21 protein-coding genes, 4 tRNA genes and 1 riboswitch are annotated in these 22,483 nt (G+C 60.9%); of the genes, 3 read left to right on the top strand and 22 right to left on the bottom strand.

Translation table 11 applies throughout. The annotated features are described in order from the left end of the window. Nucleotides 1–203: 203 nt before the first annotated feature. Nucleotides 204–1,262, bottom strand: coding sequence for an NAD(P)H-dependent flavin oxidoreductase (locus tag AKL28_RS02135; RefSeq protein WP_050466414.1), 1,059 nt, complete (start codon nucleotides 1,260–1,262; stop codon nucleotides 204–206). Nucleotides 1,263–1,544: 282 nt separating this feature from the next. On the opposite strand from AKL28_RS02135, the gene AKL28_RS02130 reads away from it, so the two are divergent. Further along, on the top strand, nucleotides 1,545–2,108 hold the full coding sequence (locus tag AKL28_RS02130; RefSeq protein ID WP_050466413.1) for a DUF2242 domain-containing protein: 564 nt from the start codon (nucleotides 1,545–1,547) through the stop codon (nucleotides 2,106–2,108). 114 nt (nucleotides 2,109–2,222) lie between these two features. On the opposite strand, the gene AKL28_RS25360 is transcribed toward AKL28_RS02130, so the two are convergent. The 7 genes from AKL28_RS25360 to AKL28_RS02095 form a co-directional block, all read right to left on the bottom strand. Then, nucleotides 2,223–2,669 (bottom strand): hypothetical protein, encoded by a 447-nt coding sequence (locus AKL28_RS25360; protein WP_402698565.1) that lies wholly within the window; start codon nucleotides 2,667–2,669, stop codon nucleotides 2,223–2,225. Nucleotides 2,670–2,711: 42 nt separating this feature from the next. Then, a complete protein-coding gene (locus tag AKL28_RS02120; protein WP_050466567.1) occupies nucleotides 2,712–3,227 on the bottom strand; it encodes a 6,7-dimethyl-8-ribityllumazine synthase in 516 nt (171 codons plus the stop codon). A 105-nt stretch (nucleotides 3,228–3,332) separates the two neighbouring features. Continuing rightward, a riboswitch (FMN riboswitch) is annotated at nucleotides 3,333–3,507 on the bottom strand. 128 nt (nucleotides 3,508–3,635) lie between these two features. Further along, nucleotides 3,636–5,288, bottom strand: a complete 1,653-nt coding sequence (gene ybaL, locus AKL28_RS02115; RefSeq protein ID WP_050466411.1) for a YbaL family putative K(+) efflux transporter — start codon at nucleotides 5,286–5,288, stop codon at nucleotides 3,636–3,638. Nucleotides 5,289–5,449: 161 nt separating this feature from the next. Then, on the bottom strand, nucleotides 5,450–6,325 hold the full coding sequence (htpX, locus tag AKL28_RS02110; RefSeq protein WP_050466410.1) for a protease HtpX: 876 nt from the start codon (nucleotides 6,323–6,325) through the stop codon (nucleotides 5,450–5,452). A gap of 123 nt (nucleotides 6,326–6,448) precedes the next feature. Continuing rightward, on the bottom strand, nucleotides 6,449–6,901 hold the full coding sequence (locus AKL28_RS02105) for a hypothetical protein (protein ID WP_050466409.1): 453 nt from the start codon (nucleotides 6,899–6,901) through the stop codon (nucleotides 6,449–6,451). Nucleotides 6,902–7,252: 351 nt separating this feature from the next. Then, entirely contained in the window at nucleotides 7,253–7,468 is a 216-nt protein-coding gene (locus AKL28_RS02100; RefSeq protein WP_050466408.1) for a YbdD/YjiX family protein, read from the bottom strand. Between the two features lie 13 nt (nucleotides 7,469–7,481). Next, a complete protein-coding gene (locus AKL28_RS02095; RefSeq protein WP_050466407.1) occupies nucleotides 7,482–9,551 on the bottom strand; it encodes a carbon starvation CstA family protein in 2,070 nt (689 codons plus the stop codon). A 362-nt stretch (nucleotides 9,552–9,913) separates the two neighbouring features. On the opposite strand from AKL28_RS02095, the gene AKL28_RS02090 reads away from it, so the two are divergent. Both AKL28_RS02090 and AKL28_RS02085 read left to right on the top strand, forming a co-directional pair. Beyond that, complete coding sequence (locus AKL28_RS02090) at nucleotides 9,914–11,299, top strand: cache domain-containing protein (RefSeq protein WP_050466406.1); 1,386 nt, start codon at nucleotides 9,914–9,916, stop codon at nucleotides 11,297–11,299. Then, nucleotides 11,292–11,945 carry a response regulator gene (locus AKL28_RS02085; protein ID WP_050466405.1) on the top strand — a complete coding sequence of 218 codons (654 nt, stop codon included), beginning with the start codon at nucleotides 11,292–11,294 and terminating at the stop codon, nucleotides 11,943–11,945. Before AKL28_RS02090 ends, AKL28_RS02085 begins: the two co-directional genes overlap by 8 nt. Before the next feature lie 18 nt (nucleotides 11,946–11,963). On the opposite strand, the gene AKL28_RS02080 is transcribed toward AKL28_RS02085, so the two are convergent. From AKL28_RS02080 to recO, 14 genes are all read right to left on the bottom strand, one after another. After that, nucleotides 11,964–12,578, bottom strand: coding sequence for a histidine phosphatase family protein (locus AKL28_RS02080; protein WP_050466404.1), 615 nt, complete (start codon nucleotides 12,576–12,578; stop codon nucleotides 11,964–11,966). A 3-nt stretch (nucleotides 12,579–12,581) separates the two neighbouring features. Beyond that, the gene (locus tag AKL28_RS02075) at nucleotides 12,582–13,418 is read right to left on the bottom strand and encodes an adenosylcobinamide-GDP ribazoletransferase (protein ID WP_050466403.1); all 837 of its coding nucleotides are present in this window, start codon (nucleotides 13,416–13,418) and stop codon (nucleotides 12,582–12,584) included. Further along, on the bottom strand, nucleotides 13,411–14,445 hold the full coding sequence (cobT, locus tag AKL28_RS02070; protein ID WP_050466402.1) for a nicotinate-nucleotide--dimethylbenzimidazole phosphoribosyltransferase: 1,035 nt from the start codon (nucleotides 14,443–14,445) through the stop codon (nucleotides 13,411–13,413). Before cobT ends, AKL28_RS02075 begins: the two co-directional genes overlap by 8 nt. A gap of 252 nt (nucleotides 14,446–14,697) precedes the next feature. Continuing rightward, on the bottom strand, nucleotides 14,698–15,666 hold the full coding sequence (locus tag AKL28_RS02065; RefSeq protein WP_050466401.1) for a chemotaxis protein: 969 nt from the start codon (nucleotides 15,664–15,666) through the stop codon (nucleotides 14,698–14,700). Nucleotides 15,667–16,061: 395 nt separating this feature from the next. Next, nucleotides 16,062–16,137 (bottom strand) — tRNA-Gly (locus AKL28_RS02060). A gap of 64 nt (nucleotides 16,138–16,201) precedes the next feature. Then, nucleotides 16,202–16,277 (bottom strand) — tRNA-Gly (locus AKL28_RS02055). A gap of 8 nt (nucleotides 16,278–16,285) precedes the next feature. Continuing rightward, nucleotides 16,286–16,359, bottom strand: a tRNA-Cys gene (locus AKL28_RS02050). Nucleotides 16,360–16,524: 165 nt separating this feature from the next. Further along, nucleotides 16,525–16,600: transfer RNA gene (locus AKL28_RS02045), tRNA-Gly, on the bottom strand. 48 nt (nucleotides 16,601–16,648) lie between these two features. Next, nucleotides 16,649–17,233 carry a CDP-diacylglycerol--glycerol-3-phosphate 3-phosphatidyltransferase gene (gene pgsA / locus AKL28_RS02040; protein WP_050466400.1) on the bottom strand — a complete coding sequence of 195 codons (585 nt, stop codon included), beginning with the start codon at nucleotides 17,231–17,233 and terminating at the stop codon, nucleotides 16,649–16,651. Between the two features lie 107 nt (nucleotides 17,234–17,340). Beyond that, nucleotides 17,341–19,206 (bottom strand): excinuclease ABC subunit UvrC, encoded by a 1,866-nt coding sequence (uvrC, locus tag AKL28_RS02035; RefSeq protein ID WP_050466399.1) that lies wholly within the window; start codon nucleotides 19,204–19,206, stop codon nucleotides 17,341–17,343. A gap of 33 nt (nucleotides 19,207–19,239) precedes the next feature. After that, nucleotides 19,240–20,268: a beta-N-acetylhexosaminidase gene (gene nagZ, locus AKL28_RS02030; RefSeq protein ID WP_050466398.1), complete on the bottom strand. Its 1,029-nt coding sequence runs from the start codon at nucleotides 20,266–20,268 to the stop codon at nucleotides 19,240–19,242. Next, nucleotides 20,265–20,657 (bottom strand): holo-ACP synthase, encoded by a 393-nt coding sequence (acpS, locus tag AKL28_RS02025; RefSeq protein ID WP_050466397.1) that lies wholly within the window; start codon nucleotides 20,655–20,657, stop codon nucleotides 20,265–20,267. The genes nagZ and acpS overlap by 4 nt, the downstream gene beginning before the upstream one ends. A 7-nt stretch (nucleotides 20,658–20,664) precedes the next feature. Next, on the bottom strand, nucleotides 20,665–21,435 hold the full coding sequence (pdxJ, locus tag AKL28_RS02020; RefSeq protein WP_050466396.1) for a pyridoxine 5'-phosphate synthase: 771 nt from the start codon (nucleotides 21,433–21,435) through the stop codon (nucleotides 20,665–20,667). Between the two features lie 154 nt (nucleotides 21,436–21,589). After that, complete coding sequence (gene recO, locus AKL28_RS02015) at nucleotides 21,590–22,429, bottom strand: DNA repair protein RecO (RefSeq protein WP_050466395.1); 840 nt, start codon at nucleotides 22,427–22,429, stop codon at nucleotides 21,590–21,592. Nucleotides 22,430–22,483 lie beyond the last annotated feature (54 nt).

The raw sequence follows: 22,483 nt of genomic DNA, 5'->3' as shown, positions 1-22,483 counted from the left end.
GAATCTGACCGGATCTCGAGCAGATTCACGATAGTTCTGATGGAAAACAATACCATTGAATCATTAAACCTTACTTACAGCGCGGTAATTTCACAAGTAATTTTACTCATGCAGGTCCAAATTTGGCGAAGCATTTCAACATTCCCGCCAAATGGTAACTCCCATTTGGCTTCCGGTAACCCAAATACAGGTAGTCAAACACATCAACGGCTGCCAGACATCCGCAATCCTGCCACCAGCTCTCGTGTCAGATCTGCAGCAGGGATTTCCTTACATCCGTCCGGATTCTGTCCTGCCCACATTGAAGTGAAATCGTCGCGTCCGGCAGCCTCGGCCTTGGCGCGCAAAGGGGCGATACCCGACGTCGCCAACGGGAATTCCGGCGCTTCCGAACTGATCGGCCCCAGCTCACGCATCGCACGGTTGACGATGCCGCGCGCAGGACGTCCGGTAAACAGGTTGGTCAATGCAGTATGGCGTGCGCGTTCGCTCTTCAACGCAGCGCGGTGCAATGCGCTGGTGATCGCCTCAGGGCACAGCATATAAGCAGTACCGACTTGCACACCGGCAGCGCCAAGCGCCATGGCCGCTGCCACGCCGTTGGCGTCAACAATGCCGCCGGTGGCAATCACCGGCAGTTTCACCGCGCGGACGATCTGCGGCACCAGGCAAAATGTTCCAACCTGGGTTGTCAGGTCGCCGGAAAGGAAAATACCGCGATGGCCGCCTGCCTCCACTCCTTGGGCAATGATGGCGTCGACGCCGCGTTCGGCCAGCCACTTTGCCTCCTCCACCGTGGTGGCCGAAGCGATGATGCGCGAACCCCAGCTACGCACCCGCTGCATCAGCTCCGGCGCCGGCAGTCCAAAATGGAAACTGACCACCTTGGGCTTGAACTCTTCCAGCAAATCAGCCACCGCCGGGCTGAACGGCTGGCGACCGGGGCCTGCCGTAATGGACGAGGTATCGACGCCGAACTCTTCGTAATACGGGGACAAGGCCCTGTGCCAACGATCTTCACGAACGGCATCGGGCTTGGGATTGGTGTGGGCGAAAAAATTGACGTTGTAAGGCTTATCTGTCGCCACACGCAGCTTGCCGAGCTCTTCCGCCAGTGCCGCCGGCGCCAGCATGGCGCCAGGCAGGGAGCCGAGCGCGCCGGCGTTGGATACGGCCGCAGCCAGTCCATGCAGTTGAACGCCGGCCATCGGCGCCTGGATCAATGGATGTTCGATGCCAAAGAGTGTTTGCAGTGAATTCATATAGTTCGCCCGAAGATTGTTTCGGCAAGCCTTCTTCAGAAAAGCTATTACCAGGCGCACCGAAAAACGTGATACCGGATAGGATAGCAGGCCTCGAACAAGATCACTGTACTCCGCACGGCGACAAAGGAATGCAAACAATTGAAAAGTGCGCATATGCGCGGCAAATCGCCATCGTTTCCACCGCTTACGGCACTGTTACCGATATTTACGAACTCTTCGAGCCCTCCGCGCATCGAATCCCTTACAATTCAGGCCACCATGTCGTCGGAGATCTGTTGCATGCCCCGCCCGCGTTTTTCTTATCCTCTGCCTCTTATCATCGCGCTCTCATTGGGACTGTCGGCCTGTTCCACCGATAAGGCGGCGTTCTATCATCAGGAAGAATTCAGCGACACCAACGCCTTCTCGCGCAGTTTCCCCGGCACTGAAAAGGCCGTCTGCGAAGCGGCGCGCCGAGCCTTGTTAGGCCAAGGCTATGTCATCAGCAAGACCACCGAAACCACCATGGATGGCAACAAGAGTTTCCAGCCGGCCAGCGATAAACACATGGAGATCGCATTCCATGTCGTGTGCGCATCCAACGGCAACGGCAAAAGCTCGACCATGTTCGTCAGCGCCACTCAGGATGGGTTCGCCCTGAAGAAGAGCAACACCTCCGCCAGTCTTGGCGTGGGCGTCCTAGGTTCGGTTTCGATGCCTTTCGGCTCCAGCGACGACTCTCTGGTGCGGGTCTCCAGCGAAACCATACGTTCACCGGATTTCTATGACCGCTTCTTCGGTGCGGCCGAACGCTATCTGCTGGTCGATACGGACGAAGACGATCCGGCGCCGCCGAAGAAATAAGCAATCGGACGCCCGGGATTCAAGAAATTCGGGGGTGGAGAAAATGAAAAATGGCAGCCCAGGCTGCCATTTTTCATACTCCGGGCCATTCAGACCCGACCGCCCTGCTGCGCCTCAACGACGCCAATACGGAGGCGGCGGACGGTGCCAATAGTGATGGCGGCGATAATAATCGCGCTCCACATACACCGGGGCCGGATTCACGTAGTAGACCGGAGCCGGACGCATATAAACCGGAGGCGGCGCAACATACACCGGTGCGGGTTGGACATATACCGGCGGCGGAGCAGCGTAATAAGCGCCCGGAACGCCGATATTCACACCGATCGAGACATGCCCGGCCATCGCCGGCGCGGCAGACAAGCCGGCAATGGCCGCGATAGCAAACATGCCGACCATCATGGGAATCGACTTTTTCACGATAGCTCCTTTATTCATTCTGAAATACGTATCCAGAATATATGCTCCGGCGCGACGCCCAGCTAGAGGAAAGGCGTAATGTTTGTAAGCAAATGCTTCACAGGCATCAAGAAAATTAACGCCAGGCAATCCGGTCCGCATGAAGCGGCCTTCTCACCGCCTCATGCTTTATCGCCCCACCAATCAGGCAGCGTTCAATGATGGCTTGGCACCCTCGACAGCCCTGACTTCCGCCAGTTTGGCGATGGTCGTCGCGCAAGCGCGGGCAGCTTCGCGGCCCTTGACCAGGAAGTGCTCATGGAAGAAGGCCTGGTGCTCGCCATGCGAATGGAAATGATGCGGCGTCAACACGGCAGAGAAGGCCGGCACTTCGGTTTCCAGCTGGACTTGCATCAGCGCCGAGACCACCGACTGCGCGACGAAATCATGGCGATAGATACCGCCGTCGACTACCAGGGCGCTGGCAACTACGCCTGCATATTTGCCGGTCTTGGCTAGAACCTTTGCATGCAACGGGATTTCAAAAGCCCCCGGCAGCTCGAAGAAATCGATGCTATCGGCAGGCCAGCCCAGCTTGGCGATTTCCTCGGTGAAGGCAATGCGGCACTGGTCGACGATCTCCTTGTGCCAGCTGGCCTGGATAAAGGCGATGCGCTTGCCGTGATTGGAATTGACTGCGGAAAGATGCGGATGGGAAATGCTTTGAGATGCGATTTGAGACACGGTTCAGGACTCCTGTTCGATGAATAAACAGGGCGTGGGAATGCACGGCCATCCGCGCACAACGCGTGCACGGTGTCGGCATCCCGTTCTCTTTCATCCGGACTATGACCGTCGGCCCCAGGATCTCACCAGGTCTGCTGACCCCGGCGCCGAAAGGAATCGGCATGCCGGGCGCTCGCGGGCTACATGCCGGCGCCACTAAAGGCGCCACATGATCACCGCCGGTGGGGAGTTTCACCCCGCCCCGAGAACTTGTTGCCGTACATCGGGCGCAAGACCCATCAGCACGGCAAACACGACTTTATCATGGCTTAAAAAATGCTGCAGAGCGCCATGGATATTGACGAATCGCCGTCAACACCCAAGGCTGCGAACCCTATATGCTCAGGCGCCCTGCCCCAGCGCACCCAGCATGCCACGGGCGATCTCGCGCTCACCCATGATCACCTGATGAGCACCGTGCTTCTCAAGATGTTCAATTTCGGCATCGGAATGCGCCCGCGCCACCACCTGCAGGTTTGGATTGGCCGCACGCGCATGCTCGATCAACTGGCCAGCCTCGAATGCCTCGGGAATCGCCACCAGCAGCCAGCGCGCACGCTCGATGGCGGCAGCCTTCAGCAAGTCCGACTGGGCGCCATTGCCATACAGCACCTGGATGCCTTCAGCGCGCAAGGCTTCGACATTCTCGATCTGCGCCTCGATCACGACGAAGGGAGTCCCCTGGGCGCGCAATTGTTCACCGATACCACGCCCCACACGGCCATAACCGACCAGCACCACGTGGCCGTCGAGGTCGACCTCCTGCTGCGCCACTTCGGCCTGAGCCTCGGCCCCCTCGCGGGCTTCGATGCGCGGCTTGAGACGGTCCAGCAGCGAAAACAACAAGGGATTGATGAGGATGGAAAGAATCGCGCCGCCCAGGATCAGGTCACGCGCTACCGGCGACAGCAGATCCAGCGAAATGCCGAGCGTAGCCAGAATGAAGGAGAACTCGCCAATCTGCGCGAGGCTGGCGGAAATGGTCAGCGCGGTCGACATCGGATGGCCGAAAATGCGCACGATCAGCAATGCCGCCAGCGACTTGCCGACCACGATGATCAGTACGGTGGCCAACACCAGCAGCGGCTCGCGCAGCAATATCGACGGGTCGAACAGCATGCCCACCGACACAAAGAACAGCACCGAGAAGGCGTCGCGCAGCGGCAGCGACTCTTCCGCGGCACGGTGGCTGAGCTCGGACTCCGACAGGATCATGCCGGCGAAGAAAGCGCCCAGTGCGAACGATACGCCGAAAACATAAGCAGACCCTAGCGCAAACCCCAGTGCGATCGCCAGCACCGCCAGGCGAAACAGCTCGCGCGAGCCGGTATCGGCAATCCGCTCCAGGATCCACGGAATCACACGCCGCCCGACAATCAGCATCACCGCCACAAAGGCCACTACCTTGCCCAACGTCATGCCCAGCGTCAGCAACAAGGCGTTGCCGCTCATCGCCTCGCCCTTGCCGCCGAGAATGCCACTCAACGCCGGAATCAGCACCAGCGCCAGCACCATCGCGATGTCTTCAACGATCAGCCAACCCACGGCAATGCGCCCGCGCTTGGTTTCCACCAGGCGCCGCTCCTGCAGCGCCGTCAGCAGCACCACCGTACTGGCGACCGACAAGGCCAGACCGAACAGGAAACCTTCTCCCATCGGCCACCCCAACGTCCATCCCAACCCCATGCCAAGCAAGGTGGCGATGGCGATCTGCGCCACCGCGCCGGGAATGGCGATGTTTTTTACCGAAAGCAAATCCTTCAGCGAAAAATGCAGGCCGACGCCGAACATCAGCAGGATGACGCCGATCTCGGCCAACTCCTGCGCCAGATCCGCGTCACCGACGAAGCCCGGTGTGAACGGGCCGATAGCGATACCGGCGACCAGGTAGCCGATCAGCGGCGGCATCTTGAAACGGTTGGCCAGGGTGCCGAAAATGAACGCCAGCACCAGGCCACCGACAATGGTGGCGATAAGTGGGGTGTGATGAGGCATCAGTCAATGGTCCTTTCGAGGTGGATGATTTGAATTTTTTGGAACGACTGCACAAAAGACTGCAGAGACTGCACCAACGGCGGCATAAAGACTATCACGGACACCGCCGATCGTCCGCACGGCGCATGGCGTGACGCCGTACCGCGGACTGCACAGCCAGATCAACGGCGCGCCTGCAGCGCGGCAATGCGCGACTCCAGCGGCGGGTGGCTGGAAAACAGGCCCATCCACGACTCGCGGCCGGAGATGCCGGATGCCTGCAGGTTCTGCGGCAAGCCGTCAGGCTGCATGCCGCCCAGGCGGCGCAAGGCATTGATCATCGGCGCATTGGATCCCATCAGCGAAGCGGCGCCGGCATCGGCGCGGAATTCGCGCTGGCGCGAGAAATACATGACGATGACGCTGGCCAGGATGCCGAACACAATCTCGCAGACGATCACGGTCACCATGTAACCGATGCCCGGCCCGGATTGCTCGCTGTTGCGGCGCAAGGCCGAGTCGACGAAATACCCGACCACACGGGCGATAAACATGACGAAAGTATTGACCACGCCCTGGATCAGCGTGAGCGTCACCATGTCGCCATTGGCGATGTGCGCCACTTCGTGCGCCAGCACCGCCTCGACCTCTTCCTTGGTCATCCCCTGCAGCAAGCCGCTGGACACCGCCACCAGTGAATTGCTCTTGCTGGCGCCGGTGGCGAAGGCATTCGGCGGGCCGTCATAGACTGCGACTTCCGGCATTGGCAACTGGGCGCGGGTGGCCAGGCTTTGGACGGTATTGACCAGCCACAGTTCGGTAGAATTTTGCGGCTGCTCGATCACGCGTGCGCCAGTCGACCACTTGGCGATCGTCTTGGACATAAGCAGCGAGATAAAGGAGCCGCCGAAGCCGATCAGGGCACAGAACGCCAGCAGCATGCCGAAATTCATGCCATTGGCGGTCAGGTAGCGGTTGATGCCGAGCAGGCTGGCGGTAAAGCTCAGCACCAGCATCACGGCAAGGTTGGTAACGAGGAACAGGATGATGCGCTTCATGGTTTTTCCCGATTGAGTAGTGATACGTCCGCTCCCTTACAAGGAATGGACGGCAAGCGAAATCATGCGCAGGGGTGCAGGCGAACCAGCCGCCTCACGCACTGTCGGCGCACGAAAAGGGAATCAGGCTAATGGGGGCGGACGCAACTGGTCGCGAACGAAGGACGGCCAGCTCAACGGGGCCGTGAAAAGATGGGGGAAAGGTTGCCAGACCGCATCCGGCGTAGCAATACGCGCCGGCATTGTATGGTCTTCGCATTCCACCTGAGAAGTGGGGAAATCGCTGTCGTCGTCGCCAACCGGCTGGTCGACTGCATATAGGGGCGGTTGCGGCAGTTCCGTATCAAAGACGGCGTTCATTGAGACGGCAAGCTTTTTTTCAGTCGCATCGGCAACCAAGGCGATATCGTGCAAAACGGGGCCGGACAACGCCGCCGGCCCCGGCTCCCACGTCACGGATAAGACTCCAGCAAAACTTTGCGCCACCTCTGCGCGCGACGGCAGGTCGCCAACCGTCGCCGCCAGCAATTGCAGCGGGAGCAGGAAGGTCAACAGCAGTAATAGCAGTCGTCGCATCGTTGTGTTATTGGAGAAGAATAATGTCTGTCAATCAACAGGCCAGCGAAAGACCGGCATTATACGCAAATGCGCACGCCCCCCGACCTGCCCCACTTTGCCCCCTGGACAAAAAAGTTACTCACAGAAGCTGTGAACAAGTCTGTGGACAAGCAGTTATCGGGTATCGGACATCCTTTCACGGCAAGGGTTTCCAATAAATTGCTCGCAATTTGGACAACTACGCCGCCAGGCGAGGCCACTTTGTAATGCCTGGCCGGCTCAACGCGCTACTACACAGCCATCGGCGATAGTCGCCAGCAAAAAAGGAGGCCCAAGGCCTCCTTTTTTGTGCAGCGACATGCGCAGTTGTCAGCAGCAGCGCCCCACCCGCCCCTTCCCGCCGTAACGCGCTTCCTGCCTTTCGCGGAAGAACTCTTCATAACTCATCACGCATTGGTCGGGATGGGTATGCTTCATGTGGGCAACGTAATTGTCGTATTCCGGCATGCCGACCATCAGGTTCAGCGTGCGGCCGGCCTGGCGGCGCCAGGCCAACAGTTGCGCGAATGCTCCCGACATTTTCATGGCCGGCCTCCTCTCATGGTTGCGCGACAGCCGTTGCCGGCAGGGATTCATACGGCGCTTCCCGCACACTGGGCTGGTTGGCCGCGCGCGCCTTGAGCACCGTACGGATGCCAAACACCAGCACGCTCACCACCACGATCATGAACATTGCCGCCAAACCGGCATCGATGTAATCGTTGAAGATCACCTGCCGCATCTGCTCGATCGACTTGGCCGGCGCCAGCAGCTTGCCTTCATCCAGCGCCGCCTGGTACTTGGCGGCATGCGCCAGGAAACCGACACGCGGGTTGGCATCGAACACCTTCTGCCAGCCTGCCGTCAAGGTGCACACCAGCAGCCACGCGGTCGGCGCCACCGTCACCCAGGCGAAGCGGTCGCGCTTCATCTTGAACAGCACGCAGGTTGCCAGGATCAGCGCGATACCTGCCAGCATCTGGTTCGAGATACCAAACAGCGGCCACAGGGTATTGATGCCGCCCAACGGATCGACCACGCCCTGGTACAGGAAGTAACCCCAGCCGGCCACGCACAGGCCGGTAGCAATCAGGCTGGCAGCCCACGAGTCGGTACGCTTCATCGGCGGGATGAAGGCGCCCAGCAAATCCTGCAGCATGAAACGGCCGGCACGCGTGCCCGCATCCACTGCAGTCAGGATGAACAGCGCTTCGAACAGGATGGCGAAGTGGTACCAGAACGCCATCATCGCCTCGCCGGTCACGCCTGAAAGGATTTGCGCCATGCCCACCGCCAGTGTCGGGGCGCCGCCGGCGCGCGAGATGATAGTGTGCTCGCCGACCGCCTGTGCGGTATGCACCAGCATCTCAGGGGTAATGTGGAAACCCCATTGCGAAATCACCTGGGCCACATTCTCCGGCGTGGTGCCGATCAGCGCAGCCGGACTGTTCATCGCGAAGTAGATGCCGGGCTCGATGCAGGAAGCCGCAATCAACGCCATGATGGCGACGAAGGATTCCATCAGCATCGCGCCATAACCGATGAAGCGCGCATGCTTTTCATTCTCCAGCAGCTTGGGCGTGGTGCCCGAGGAGATCAGCGCATGGAAGCCGGAGACGGCGCCACAGGCGATGGTGATGAACAGGAACGGGAACAGCGAGCCCGACCACACCGGGCCGCTGCCGTCGATGAAGCGCGTGACTGCGTGCATCTTCAGGTGCGGTGCGATGAACACGATGCCCAGCGCCAGCGCGACGATGGTGCCGATCTTGAGGAAGGTCGAGAGATAGTCGCGCGGCGCCAGCAACAGCCACACCGGCAGCACCGAGGCGACGAAACCATAGCCGATCAGCATCCAGGTCAATTGCTTGCCGTCGAAGGTGAACATGTGGCCCAGTGCCGGATGCTCCTGCACATACTGCCCGCCGACGATGGCCAGCATCAGCAGCACAAAGCCGATCCACGACACCTCGCCGATGCGGCCCGGACGGATATAGCGCGAGTACACCCCCATGAACAGCGCGATGGGAATCGTCGCCGCCACGGTGAACGTCCCCCAGGGCGACTCGGCCAGCGCCTTGACCACAATCAGCGCCAGCACCGCCAGGATGATCACCATGATCATGAAGGCGCCGAACAGCGCGATCACGCCAGGCACCTGGCCCAGCTCGGACTTGATCAGGTCGCCCAGCGAACGGCCGTCGCGACGGCTGGAGATGAACAGCACGATGAAATCCTGCACGGCACCGGCGAACACCACGCCGGACAGGATCCACAACATGCCCGGCAGGTAGCCCATCTGCGCGGCCAGCACCGGCCCCACCAGCGGACCGGCGCCGGCGATGGCGGCGAAATGGTGGCCGAACAGCACGTACTTGTTGGTCGGCACGTAATCCAGCCCATCGTTGAATTTATAGGCCGGCGTCATGCGTTTGCCGTCCAGGCCGAGCACCCGCTCGGCGATGAACTTGCTGTAGAAGCGATAGGCGATCAGGTAGACGCATACCGAGGCGACCACCAGCCACACCGCGTTGATCGATTCGCCGCGCTGCAACGCGACATAGGCGCATGCGCTTGCGCCTGCCAGGGCTAGCGCAAGCCAGCCCAGCCTGGAAATAGTCTGGTTCATTGTTCTCCTCCCGCGATGGGAATCTTGGTTATAAGAATGTTTTATTGTCGGTTTGCCTTGGCGCGGCCCGTCCTCGAACGGGCGTTTCTTTCTCATATTTCTCATGCCGGCAGAGCGCGGTGAATGCCACCGTTTTGCCCACTCTGACTGGCGCAAAAAATATTCGAGAAACGGGCAGTAGTATTCGATATCGATGACCTCGCCCACAAGCGCAGGACTACGCAGAACCTCTACGTAGAATTACCGAGAACAGCCTCCCCCCTCTTTCAATTCCAAAGAAAACTTGGCGCCTGGGCGGTTTTGGCGTTGCAAATGCGCCTTCTTTTCAACGAATGTGAAAAGGCATTCGGTAGAATCGCGTCATGAAATTGCGCCAGAAAATCATCTTCCTCGCCATCGTGCCGCTCTGCCTGGCCATTGCCGCCATCGCACTGGTGGTGCGGCATCAGGCGGTGGAGCTGGGACGCCAACAGCGCGCCTCGATCGAAGCGGCCTATCTCGCCAGTAAGAACGCGGAGCTCAAACACTATGTGGATCTGGCCATTCACGCGGTCAGCCATCTTTACAACAGCGGCCGCAGCGACGAAGCGGTCCGCAACGAAGCCAAACGCATCCTGGCCGACCTGGAATTCAGCGATGACGGCTATTTCTTCGTCTACGACCAGAACGGCCGCAACGTGATGCACCCACGCCAGCCCGAATTGGTCGGCACTGAAATGTGGGACTGGCGCGATGCCTCAGGCAGCCTGACCATCCAGCACCTCATCGAACGCGCCAACAAGGGGGGCGGCTACGAACGCTACCTGTGGCAGAAACCCTCGAGCAAGAACGTCGCGCCCAAGCTCGGTTACGTGGCAGGCCTGCCGCGCTGGGGCTGGGTGATCGGTACCGGCATCTATCTCGACGATGTCGATGCGGCGCTGTCCGAAATCGACAACCAGATTTCCGGCCACGTCCACCAGACCATGCTGATGATCGCCATCATCGCGGTTTCGAGTGCACTGGCGGTGGCCTTGTCGGGCCTGCTGCTCAACATCAGCGAACATCGCGTCGCCGATGCCAAGCTGCGGCAGCTGGCGCAGCGGGTGGTGCGCTCCCAGGAAGATGAGCGCGCCCGGCTCTCGCGCGACCTGCATGACGGCATCAGCCAATGGCTGGTATCGATCAAGTTGCAGATCGAAGCCGCGCTGATCCGCCTCAACGGCACGCCGGAACAAGTGCAGGCGGCGCGCGGGGCATTTGAAAAGACGGCCGGACAAATCAACGGCGTGCTGGCCGAGGTCCGGCGCATCTCGCACGACCTGCGTCCGGCGATCCTGGACGACCTGGGGCTGGCGGCCGCGCTGGAGCACCTGTGCGGAGAATGGCGCGAAGCAGCCGATGCCGGCACAACGATCCAATTCGATACCGATGGCGAAACCGGCCCGTTGCCGGATGCCGTCAATACCGTGCTGTTTCGCGTCGCGCAGGAGGCGCTGACCAATATCGCGCGCCATGCCGGCGCGACCGAGATCGCAGTGCGCCTGCATGGCGGAAAGAACTTCGTGATGCTGCAGGTACGCGACAATGGCTCCGGCTTCAATGTCGACCAGGTGGATGACCCCCCCCGGCGCGGCATTGGCCTGCGCAACATGCAAGAACGCATGGAAGCCGTGGGCGGCGAGCTCGCGCTGGACTCGTCTCCCGCCGGCACGCAGGTCACCGCATTGGTTCCCCGTCACTCTTCCTTTGCCCATTCCCATGCCTGACATCCAAGCGTCCTCTCCTTGCACCACCCGCGTGATGCTGATCGATGACCATCCGCTGGTACGCGACGGCTTGCGCGCCCGGCTGGAAGCAGTGCCGGGATTGGCGGTAGTGGCCGAAGCCGGCAATGCGGAAGAAGCGCTGGCAGCGGCGGCCCGCCAGAATATCGATCTCGCGCTGATGGATATCAACATGCGCGGCACCAACGGCATCGAGCTGACGGCGCAGTTCCATGCCCGCCATCCTGAGATCGCCGTGCTCATCCTGAGCATGCATGACAAGGGCGAATACGTCATGCAGTCGATCCAGGCCGGCGCCCGCGGTTACGTGCTCAAAGATGCGCCCAGCCAGGATATCGTGCAAGCCATCGAAACCGTGAAATCGGGCGGGATCTATTACAGCGCGGCACTGGCACGCCAGCTGACGCAACCGCTGCCGGAACGCAACCTGCTGACGCTGCGCGAGCGGGAGGTGCTCAAGCATATCGCCAATGGCGAATCCAACAAACAGATTGCGCGCGAACTCGACCTGAGCGTACGCACCGTGGAAACCCACCGGCTCAACATCAAGCGCAAGCTGAACATCGACGGCCAGGCCGAACTGATCAAGTTCGCGGTGGAGTCGCTGCGGCTGGAAGGAAAAATCTGATGTCGGCGAACGCCGGAATCAGCGCTGTATGAGAGGCAAGGCGTCGATCTCAAGCGTAATCAATTCGCCGAATCCAATATCTCGCTTATCGGCGGCTGCCCGCAAGGCGATCGCCTCCATCGCGCTGGAGTCGGGGGCCGTATCGGCGCCGTGTTCGGCATGCCATGCCGCGCAGGCGCGCAACATGCGGATCGAACCGCCATGACACACCACGATGGCTTGCGCATCGTCACCGCGACGCAGCGCATCGAACACATCCCATACACGCTGGGCCACCTCTAACAGCGTCTCGCCTCCGCCTGGCGCGTGGTGCAGCAGATCGCGGTTCCAGGCCTCGACTTCGGCCCAGGCAATATCGTCCCAGGCACGCAGCTCCCAACTGCCGAAGTGCATTTCCTGCAGGCCGATATCAAGGGCGATGCTCTCAATGTCCAGCGCCTGTGCCAAGGCCAGCGCGAGATCGGCGCAACGCTGCAAGGGGCTGGAAATGATCGGCGCGCCACGGGGCAGCAAAAGGCTTACGCGCTCGCAGCACAACTCAAGTGTGCCGGGCGCCACGGCGACGTCGCTGCTGCCGTAGCAATAACTTTTGTCGAGGATGGGCGCAGGATGGCGGACAAGATGGAGATGCATGGCTCAGTTTCCGATAAAGCCGGGAGCCACTGCCAGCGCACCCAAATAGAAAGCGGTCTCGCTGAATTGCTGGACGGCGCCCAGGCAATCGCCGGTATAACCGCCCAGACGCCTGTTGAACTTGCGCGCCAGCCATGCAGCGGCGACCACGGCCAGTGCGAGGCCTGCTGCGATGCGCTGCCACGACATCAGCCCCCAATAAACCGTACCGATCACCGGCAACACCGCAAAAACAGTCGCGAGCAGGAATTCGCCGCCAGTCATGTGCTGCGCCAGCGGCTTGGCCTTGCCCTCTTCGCGGACGTAATCCATACGCCAGATCAGGCAGGTTGCCAGCCAGCGCGACAGCGGATGGGCGATCCCCAGCGCGGCCAGCACCTGGAATGGCAGCATGGCGTTGAGCGCTACCAGCTTCAACGCCAGCAGCATGGCGATGCCGATCGCGCCATAAGCGCCAACGCGCGAATCGCGCATGATGTCCAGCGCACGCTCTCGGCTGCTGCTGCCGCCAAGGCCGTCGCATATATCGGCAAAACCGTCCTCATGGAAAGCGCCGGTCAGCCAGATGCCTGCCGCGATGGATAAAAGTACGGCCACTGCTTGCGGCCAGAACTGGGCCGCCAGTACATAGACCAGCGCCGTCACCCAGGCGACGATCCAGCCGACCAGCGGGAAATAACGCGTGCAGCGCTGCAGCCAGTCCGGATGAAAGCCGACCCAGCGGGGAATCGGCAACCGCGTGAAAAATTGCAGTGCGATGAAAAACAGCCGCAACTGATAGGCTACGCCACGGCTGGCGGGCGCAGGCTGCGCTTGTCCGGTTGATGGATGCTCAGCCATTTTTTCCATTGACGCTGGCGGAGGAAAAAGTCGCCATGCGTTCCAGAAAATTCACTGCTGCGCGCAACAGCGGCAACGCCAGCGCGCTACCGGTCCCCTCGCCCAGGCGCAGGTCGAGTTGCATCAGCGGGCGGGCTTTGAGGTAGTCCAGCATGCGGCGGTGACCGGCCTCGTCGGAGCAATGCGAAAACACACAGTAGTCCAGCACCGCAGGCTGCAAGGCCGCTGCGGCCAGCAAGGCCGAGGTGACGATGAAGCCATCCACCAGCAATACCATGCGCCTTTGTGCGCCACGCAGCATGGCACCGACGATGAACGCAATCTCGAAGCCGCCGAAAGCAGCCAGCACGTCCAATGGCGCCTTGGCATCGGCATGCAGGCGCAAGGCGCGTTCGATGACGTCACGCTTGTGCGCGATGCCCTCTGCATCCAGTCCGGTGCCGGCACCCACGCAGTCGGCGGCCGCAATCCCCGTGAATGCGGACATCAATGCCGCCGCCGAGGTCGTATTGCCGATGCCCATTTCACCGAAGCCGAGCACATCACAGTCCAGGCCATCGACGAAACGCATGCCGGCCTCCAGCGCGCGTACGCAATCTTCATCGCTCATTGCCGCTTGTTCGCAGAAATTCCTGGTGCCAGGCCCCACCTTGCAGTCAACCAGGTCAACGCGCTTGCCGAACTCATGGTTCACCCCGGCATCGACGATATGCAGCGCGCAGCCATTCTGCCGGGCGAAAACGTTGATGGCGGCACCGCCGGCCAGGAAATTCTCGACCATCTGCCAGGTCACGCTTTGGGGATAGGCGGAAATTCCCTCTGAGGTAACGCCGTGGTCACCGGCGCAAACCACGATGGCCGGCTTGGCGATCGCCGGATGCTCACTACGCTGGATCAGCCCGATCTGGCGCGCCAACTGCTCGAGCACGCCCAGGCTGCCTTGCGGCTTGGTCTTGTCGTCGATACGGTGGTCGAGTCGCGCCGCCAGCTCGGGATCGTGGATCGGTGGAATGGCTGGAATCTGCATGGGATACTGGGCCTGGCGCCGCTTGTGACGCGGCATGGCGTAGTCGAAAGAGCGACAGTATAAGAGATCGACAAAATTCGAGGGAGAAACAGCCGGCGGGTATTTGCCGGTATTCAGTCAACCGCTTCATGCCCTTTTTCGGGGCATGCAGGACAATCGTTCTGCATGGTAGCCACTGACAACATATCTCATCCCATTATGCAAAAGAGCCCATCTGGGCTCTTTTGCATGACCTGCCAAGCACCCTGCAACTCAACTCGGCATACGGTCCAGCACACCGAAAATCGTGGCGGCCAACTCATTGGCTTCGAACTTGCCAACATACGCGTCCGCTCCCACGCTCTTGACGTGATCTTCATTGGCCGAACCCGACAGCGAAGAATGGATGATCACCGGAAGGTTTTTCAGGAACTCATCGCGCTTGATGTTGCGGGTCAAGGTAAAGCCGTCCATCTCCGGCATTTCCAGGTCGGTCAGCACAAACGAAATCTTGTCCGAGACCGGCCGCCCTTCGCTGCGCGCTTCCTGTGCCAGTTTCTGTATCTTGAGCCAGGCCTCCGCTCCGGTAATGTGCATGTCGAAAGGGATCTCCATGGCGCGCAGCCCCTGCTCGATCAGCGAGCGCGCGACCTTGGAGTCGTCCGCGGCGATGGCGATGGCCCCGGCCTTCATGCCGTGCTTGCTGCCCTTGCCCAGGTTTTCCATCTTCAGGTCGCGGTCGGTCGGCATGATTTCGTGCAGGATCTGTTCGACGTCGAGCACCTGGGCCAGTCGGCCAGCGTCTTGGTCGTTGTCCAGGCGTGCGATGCTGGTGACGAAGTTGCCGCCGGTTTTGGATTCCGCCGATAACACCTGGCTCCATTCCAGACGCACGATCTCGTCCACAGACTCCACCGCGAAGGCTTGCGTGCTGCGCGCGTATTCGGTCACCAGCAGGATGTTGAGGCCGGTCTTGGGCACACAGCCGACCACGGCCGGCAAGTCGATCACGGAAATGATCTGGCCTCGAATGTTGACCATTCCCAGCATCGGCGACTGCGTACCGGCCGCCTTGGTGACAGGCGGCATCGGGACGATTTCGCGGATCTTGAATACATTGATGCCGAACAGTTCGGAACGCTCGCCATAGGCATCCGCCCCCAAGCGGAATAGCAGAAGCTCGAACTTGTTGGATGCAGTGAGATTGGTTCTTTCATCAATCTCTTTCTGAAAACTGTCCATGTTTCCCCCGAATTTTATGGATAGACAAGCAATAAGCCTGAACTTCCCAATGTAGATGGGAAATCCTGCGGTGGCAATCAGGGGAATCCACGAAAAAGGGCTTATGTTGCTTTTCGTTGTCCGCCCTCAAAAATTGATGCTATGCGACGTGACATTTCCAATAAACAATTTCCTGCCGCGTGCAGGCCTCATTCCCAAATAAGGGCATGCCGATCTCCTGAGGGAAAACGGTTTAAACATCGATGCAAAGCGACGTGGCTATCTCTTGCGCGCTGCCGCATGAGCGCGCAAGAAGTGGTGGCATGGGAAGCCTTGAACTGAAAAGACCGGGTTTCAGAAAGAAACCGGAAGCAGAAATGAAAAGAGGAAGCCATCAGGCTTCCTCTTTTTCAATTTGGAGCGGGAGAAGAGTCTCGAACTCTCGACCTATACCTTGGCAAGGTATCGCTCTACCAACTGAGCTACTCCCGCATGGGACCGTACTGTGTTGCGCCGACTTCAACAACGAGAGGAAGCTGGCTTCCTCTTTCAAATCTGGAGCGGGAGAAGAGTCTCGAACTCTCGACCTATACCTTGGCAAGGTATCGCTCTACCAACTGAGCTACTCCCGCATGGAGTTTGGAGGCGGGGGTCGGGATCGAACCGGCGTACACGGCTTTGCAGGCCGCTGCATAACCACTTTGCTACCCCGCCTTGGGGACACGCATACTACCTAAAACGCGCGTTGTTTGCAAACGACTTCTTTGCAAACATCTTATCGATTGATCCAACCTTCATTGCGACCACATCGCTGATGCGTGCGCGCCTCGTACAATAAAAAAAGGAAGCTTTTTTAGGCTTCCTTTTTTCCAAGTAACCTGGAGCGGGAGAAGAGTCTCGAACTCTCGACCTATACCTTGGCAAGGTATCGCTCTACCAACTGAGCTACTCCCGCATCGACAACAGAACGCTATTATAGGACGCGCTTAGAAATTGTCAACTATCAATTGCTGTTTTCATGCACCTTCTTGATGAGCGGCATCGCTTTCCGCAGATAGTAGAGCATCGACCACACCGTCAGCACCGCCGCGACGAGCAGCAGGATAGTACCCCACAGCCGCGTGTCGACGACGCCCAGCAGCGTGTCGTAGTAAAGCAGCATGGGAATGGCGATCATCTGCGCGGTCGTCTTGATCTTGCCCAGCGAACTCACGGCCACCGACTTGGAGGCGCCGATTTGCGCCATCCACTCGCGCAGCGCCGAAATCGCGATCTCGCGGCCGATGATGATGAAAGCGATGACCGGATGCACCCGGCCCAGATGCACCAGCACCAGCAAGGCGCCGGTCACCATCAGCTTGTCGGCCACCGGATCGAGGAAGGCGCCGAACGCCGAAGTCTGGTTCCAGCGACGCGCGAGGAAACCATCGAACCAGTCGGTCAGCGCGGCGACGATGAACACGATGGTGGATGCGATGCCCTGCTCGAAACGGTTCAGGCCGATTTCCGGCAGGTAGAACACGCCGACGACCAGCGGGATCAGCGCGACCCGCAGCCAGGTCAGCAAAATGGGAATATTGAAAGGCATACGTCTTGTTGGTCTTTGGAAGCGGCGTACACAAAAAATTTTACCGAATAGTAGCAGAGTAGCCCTGCCCGCGGCTCACCGGGCGATGAGAACCATTGATTGAGGGCTCAATGCAACTGGCGGTAGATCTCTTCGGCCAGCTGACGCGAGATGCCATCCACCGAGGCCAATTCATCCACGCTGGCGTCGGCTACGCCGCGCAAGCCGCCAAAGCGTGCCAGCAAACGCTGCCGCCGCTTGGCGCCGATGCCTTCGATCTCTTCCAGGCGCGAGGTCTGGCGCGCCTTGGCGCGCTTGGCGCGCATGCCGGTGATGGCAAAACGGTGGGCTTCGTCGCGGATCTGCGCGATCAGCATCAGCGCAGCCGATTCCTTGCCCAGCTCCCTGGACGGGCGGCCATCGGCGAACACCAGTGTTTCCAGTCCAACCTTGCGCCCCTCCCCCTTCGCCACGCCGACGATCAGGCTGATATCCAGGCCGAGTTCGGTCAGCACCTGGCGCGCCATTTCCACCTGTCCGCGGCCGCCATCGATGAGCACGATATCCGGCATCACGCCATCGCCGTTGGCGACCTTCTCGTAGCGCCGCAGCAATACCTGGCGCATGGCCGCATAGTCGTCGCCGGGTGTGATGTCGTTGATGTTGTAGCGGCGGTATTCGCCGTTCTGCATCGCATGGTGATGGAACACCACGCACGAGGCCTGGGTCGCTTCGCCCTGGGTGTGGCTGATATCGAAGCATTCGGCGCGCAGGTTTTCCAGGTCCTCGCCCTCCAGCCCCAGCACCTCGGCCAGCGCGCGCGTGCGCGATTGCTGCGAGCCCTGCTCCGACAGCAGCCGCGCCAGCGACAGCCCGGCGCCCTTGGCTGCCATCTCCAGCCACTGGCGGCGCTGGCCTTGCGGCTGGAAAGTCAGCGCGATGCGGTGGCCGCATTGCTCCATCAGCGCCACCATCAGCGCCGGGTCGTCGAACTCGGTATTGACGATCAGCGCCGAGGGAATGAACTTGTCGATGTAATGCTGGGCCAGGAAAGCCTTGAGCACCTCCACCTCGATGGCCTCCTCGCCGGTGGCCAGCGCGTCGTCCACCTGTGTCGGGAAATAAGCGCGGTCGCCCAGGTGGCGGCCGCCACGCACCATCGCCAGGTTGACGCAGGCGCGTCCGCCCTGCACCACCACGGCGATGATGTCGATGTCGGCGTCGCTCACCGTCTCCATGCTTTGCTGGTGCAGCACGGATGACAGCGACGATATCTGGTCGCGCACCGCCGCCGCCTGCTCGAACTTGAGGTCGGCCGCAAAGGCATGCATCTTTTGCTCCAGCGCCTGCATCACCTCGGTCTGGCGTCCGCGCAGGAATTTCGATGCGTTCTCGACATCGATGGCGTAATCCTCGGTGCTGATCAGCTTCACGCACGGCCCGCTGCAGCGATGGATCTGGTGCAACAGGCAGGGCCGCGTGCGGTTGGTGAAGACGCTGTCTTCGCAGGTACGCAGCAGGAACACCTTCTGCAGGATCTGGATCGATTCCTTCACCGCGCCGGCATTCGGGAACGGCCCGAAGTACTGGCTGCGCTTGTCGACCGCGCCACGGTAGTAGGCCATGCGCGGGTAGGCATGGCCGGTGAGTTTCAGGTAGGGATAGGACTTGTCGTCGCGAAACAGGATGTTGAAACGCGGACGCAAGGTCTTGATCAGGTTGTTTTCCAGCAGCAGCGCCTCGGCCTCGCTGCGCGTGACGGTGGTCTCAAGGCGCGCAATGCGCTCCACCATCATGGCGATGCGCGGGCTGGTCAGGGTCTTCTGGAAGTAGCTGGAAACGCGCTTCTTCAGGTCGCGCGCCTTGCCGACGTACAGCACGTTGTCCTGCACATCGAAATAGCGGTAGACGCCTGGCAGGTGCGGCAGCCGTGCGACCGTCTCCAGCACGAGTTCGCGCGGATCGGGTAACGGGGTAACGATGGGCTCTGACATGGCGGCGGCTGGATGGCGAAACGCGCGCCAGCGTTACAGCGACAACACCAGCGCGCGCGCGGCCAGATAGCGCGCGTCGGCCTGCAATGCATCCCAGTCCAATGCGGCAGACGTCGGCACCAGCGCCGCGCGGCGCGCGGCCGAGGCGGCGTCCGTGCCGCCCTTGAGGCCGTTCAATATCTGCCAGGCCTTGTCCGGCGAATTGCAGATCAGCGCGACATCGCAGCCGGCATCGATGGCAGCCTGCGCCGCATCGAGCGCGCCACCGGCAACGCTGGCGCCATGCATGCTGAGGTCGTCGCTGAAAATGACGCCCTGGAAGGCGAAACGCTGGCGCAGCATGCCCAGCCACTTCACCGAGAAGCCGGCCGGGTGCTTGTCCACCTTGGGATAGATCACATGCGCCGGCATCACGGCGGCCAGGCTCATGCCCAGCCAGTCGTAAGGCGTCGCGTCTTCGCCGAGGATGGCGTCGAGCTCGCGCTCGTCGACCGGGATGGCCACATGCGAATCGGCTGCGACGAAACCGTGGCCGGGGAAATGCTTGCCGCAATTGGCCATGCCCGCCAGCGCCAGGCCATGGTTCAGGCTCTTGGCCAGCAATGTGACCACACGCGGGTCGCGGTGGAAAGCGCGCGCGCCGATGACCGTGGACTCGCCATAGTCAAGGTCCAGCACCGGCGTGAACGACAGGTCGATGCCGCAGGCACGCAATTCGGAAGCCAGCACGAAACCGGTTGCCGTAGCCAGCTTGGCGGCATGCAGCACATCCTTGTCCCAGGTCTCCCCCAGCTTGCCCATGGCGGGCAGCAGCGTGAAACCGTCGGTACGGAAACGCTGCACGCGGCCGCCCTCATGGTCGACCGCGATCAGCACGCCCGGGCGCGCCTTGCGAATGGCCGAGGTCAATTCGACCAATTGGGCGCGATTTTCATAATTGCGGGTGAACAGGATCACGCCGCCGGTCAACGGGTGCTGGATGCGCTTGATATCGTCCGCCTCCAGGCGCGTGCCGACCACATCCAGCATGACCGGCCCCAGGGCCTTGCCTGCTTTACTCATGGTTTCTCCACAATGACAAATGCGACGGCGTATTCCGCCTCGTCGGTAATCGACACCTGGGCGGAAAGGCCCTGCTGCTCCATCCACTCCTTCAGGGCGCCGCTGCATACCGCCACCGGTTTGCCGCTGGGTGCGTTCAACACCTGCATGGCGCGCCAGGTCATGGGCATGCGCATGCCCATGCCAATCGCCTTGGAAAAGGCTTCTTTGGCGGCAAAGCGCGTGGCGAGGAAGCGGATGCCGCGCGCTTCGACCTTGGCTTTGCGTCGCAGGTATTTCTGCATTTCCTCCGGCCCCAGGATCTTTTCGGCGAAGCGGTCGCCGTGGCGGCCCAGTGCGGCCTGCACGCGCGAGATCTGGAGGATGTCGGTACCGATGCCGTAAATCATGCTTGCGTTAAACCTTGCCGATAGCGGCCAGGCGCGCCTTGATCATGATCGCCTTCATCTCGGAAACGGCATTGCGCCAACCGGCGAACACCGCATGCGCCACCACCGCATGGCCGATATTGAGCTCCGCAATTTGCGGAATGGCGGCGATCGCCTGCACGTTGGTGTAGTGCAAGCCGTGGCCGGCATTGACCTTGAGGCCGAGCTTGACGCCTTCCAGCACGCTGCCCTGGATGCGCTCCAGTTCGTCCTGCTGCTCCTTCTGGCTGGTAGCGTCGGCGTAGCGGCCGGTATGCAGCTCAATGACCGGCGCACCCGCTTCGGCTGCGGCCTTGATCTGCTGCGGGTCGGGATCGATGAACAGCGAGACGCGCACGCCTTCCTGCTGCAGTTGGCGGATCGCCGCCTGTACGTCGGCAAAATGGCCGATCACGTCGAGGCCGCCTTCGGTAGTGACCTCAGTGCGCTTTTCCGGCACCAGGCAGACATCCTGCGGCCTGATGGCGCAGGCGAAATCGATCATCTCGCGCGTCACTGCCGCTTCCAGGTTCATGCGCGTCTTGAGCAGCGGGCGGATCGCCTTGACGTCGGCGTCGCGGATGTGGCGGCGGTCTTCGCGCAAGTGCAGCGTGATGACGTCGGCGCCGGCCTCTTCCGCTTCCAGCGCAGCCTTGATCGGGTCGGGATAGGCCGTGCCGCGGGCATTGCGCAAGGTGGCGACGTGGTCGATATTGATGCCCAGTTCAATGGACGGGCCGGCGGGTTGCAGGAAACTCATGGCGTCTGGAATCGTATGTGCTTGGTTCTGTCAAAGTGGCGCCTGCACGGCGCCGGGAAACCGGTGATTTTATCCATATCGGCGCATGTCCGGTGGCGCCATATCAAACCTTGCGTCAACCAGGAATGCGAACGGCTTGCCCATGCAAACCGGATCAAAGCTGCATCAGGTCGATCAGGATTTGGCGCGTATTGAGCTGGGCGCCGCCGAGATGGTGGGCCAGCAGGTAGCGCATCAGGAATTTGCTTTGCAGTTGGGTGGTCGGATCGCTGTAGTCTTCGCGCTCCATGTCCAGCAAGGTCTTGCCGGAGACCTTGGGCGCCCGGTCGGACAGGCGCTCGGGACGCGTACCCTGCTCCGGATCAACCACGTACACGCCATCCGGCTGCACCGTCTTGCCGCTGACCGTGCACAGGCCCCAGTTGCCGGCCACGCCGGTTTGCTTCAGGAGGAAGCGTTCGAACTGGCGCAGCACGATGGGTGCATTCTCGCCGTGGGCCAGCTTGTTCAGGGTAGCCACGTAATGGTCGAACAGCGCCGGGTGCGCGTCCTCGCGCGCCAGCAGCTTGACCAGCAATTCATTGAGGTAGAAACCGCACAGCAGCGCCGATTTCTCCAGCGGCAGCAGGCCGCCTACCCATTCCGCCTCGGTCAGCGTGCGCACTTCGGACTTGCCGCTCCATGACAACGAGAGCGGCTGGAAAGTCTGCAGCGCACCGCGCAGCTTGGAATGCGGACGCTTGGCCCCCTTGGCCACCAGCGCCACACGGCCATGGTCACGTGAAAACACGTCGACGATCAGGCTGGTTTCCTTATAGGGATAGCTGTGCAGAATGAAGCCCGGCTGCGCCTGTACCCGATGCTCTTTCTCCGGGACAGCGCGGCTGCGCGCTGGCGCGCGCGCGGGCTTTTTAGCGTCAGTCTTGGCCGGCACGACAGTGACGGCGCCTTCAACCTGGCCGGCAAGCTGGGATTCGGAAAGCACGGTAGTCATCAAATATCCGTCCTGAATGCGTTGTGCCGCGTCAAGCTGGGCGGCGGTATGCCA

It is taken from the genome of Herbaspirillum chlorophenolicum, assembly GCF_001189955.1.
Classification (GTDB): domain Bacteria; phylum Pseudomonadota; class Gammaproteobacteria; order Burkholderiales; family Burkholderiaceae_D; genus Herbaspirillum; species Herbaspirillum chlorophenolicum.
Note: the sequence above shows the minus strand (reverse complement) of the source record. Positions and strands in the feature narration are given on the sequence as shown.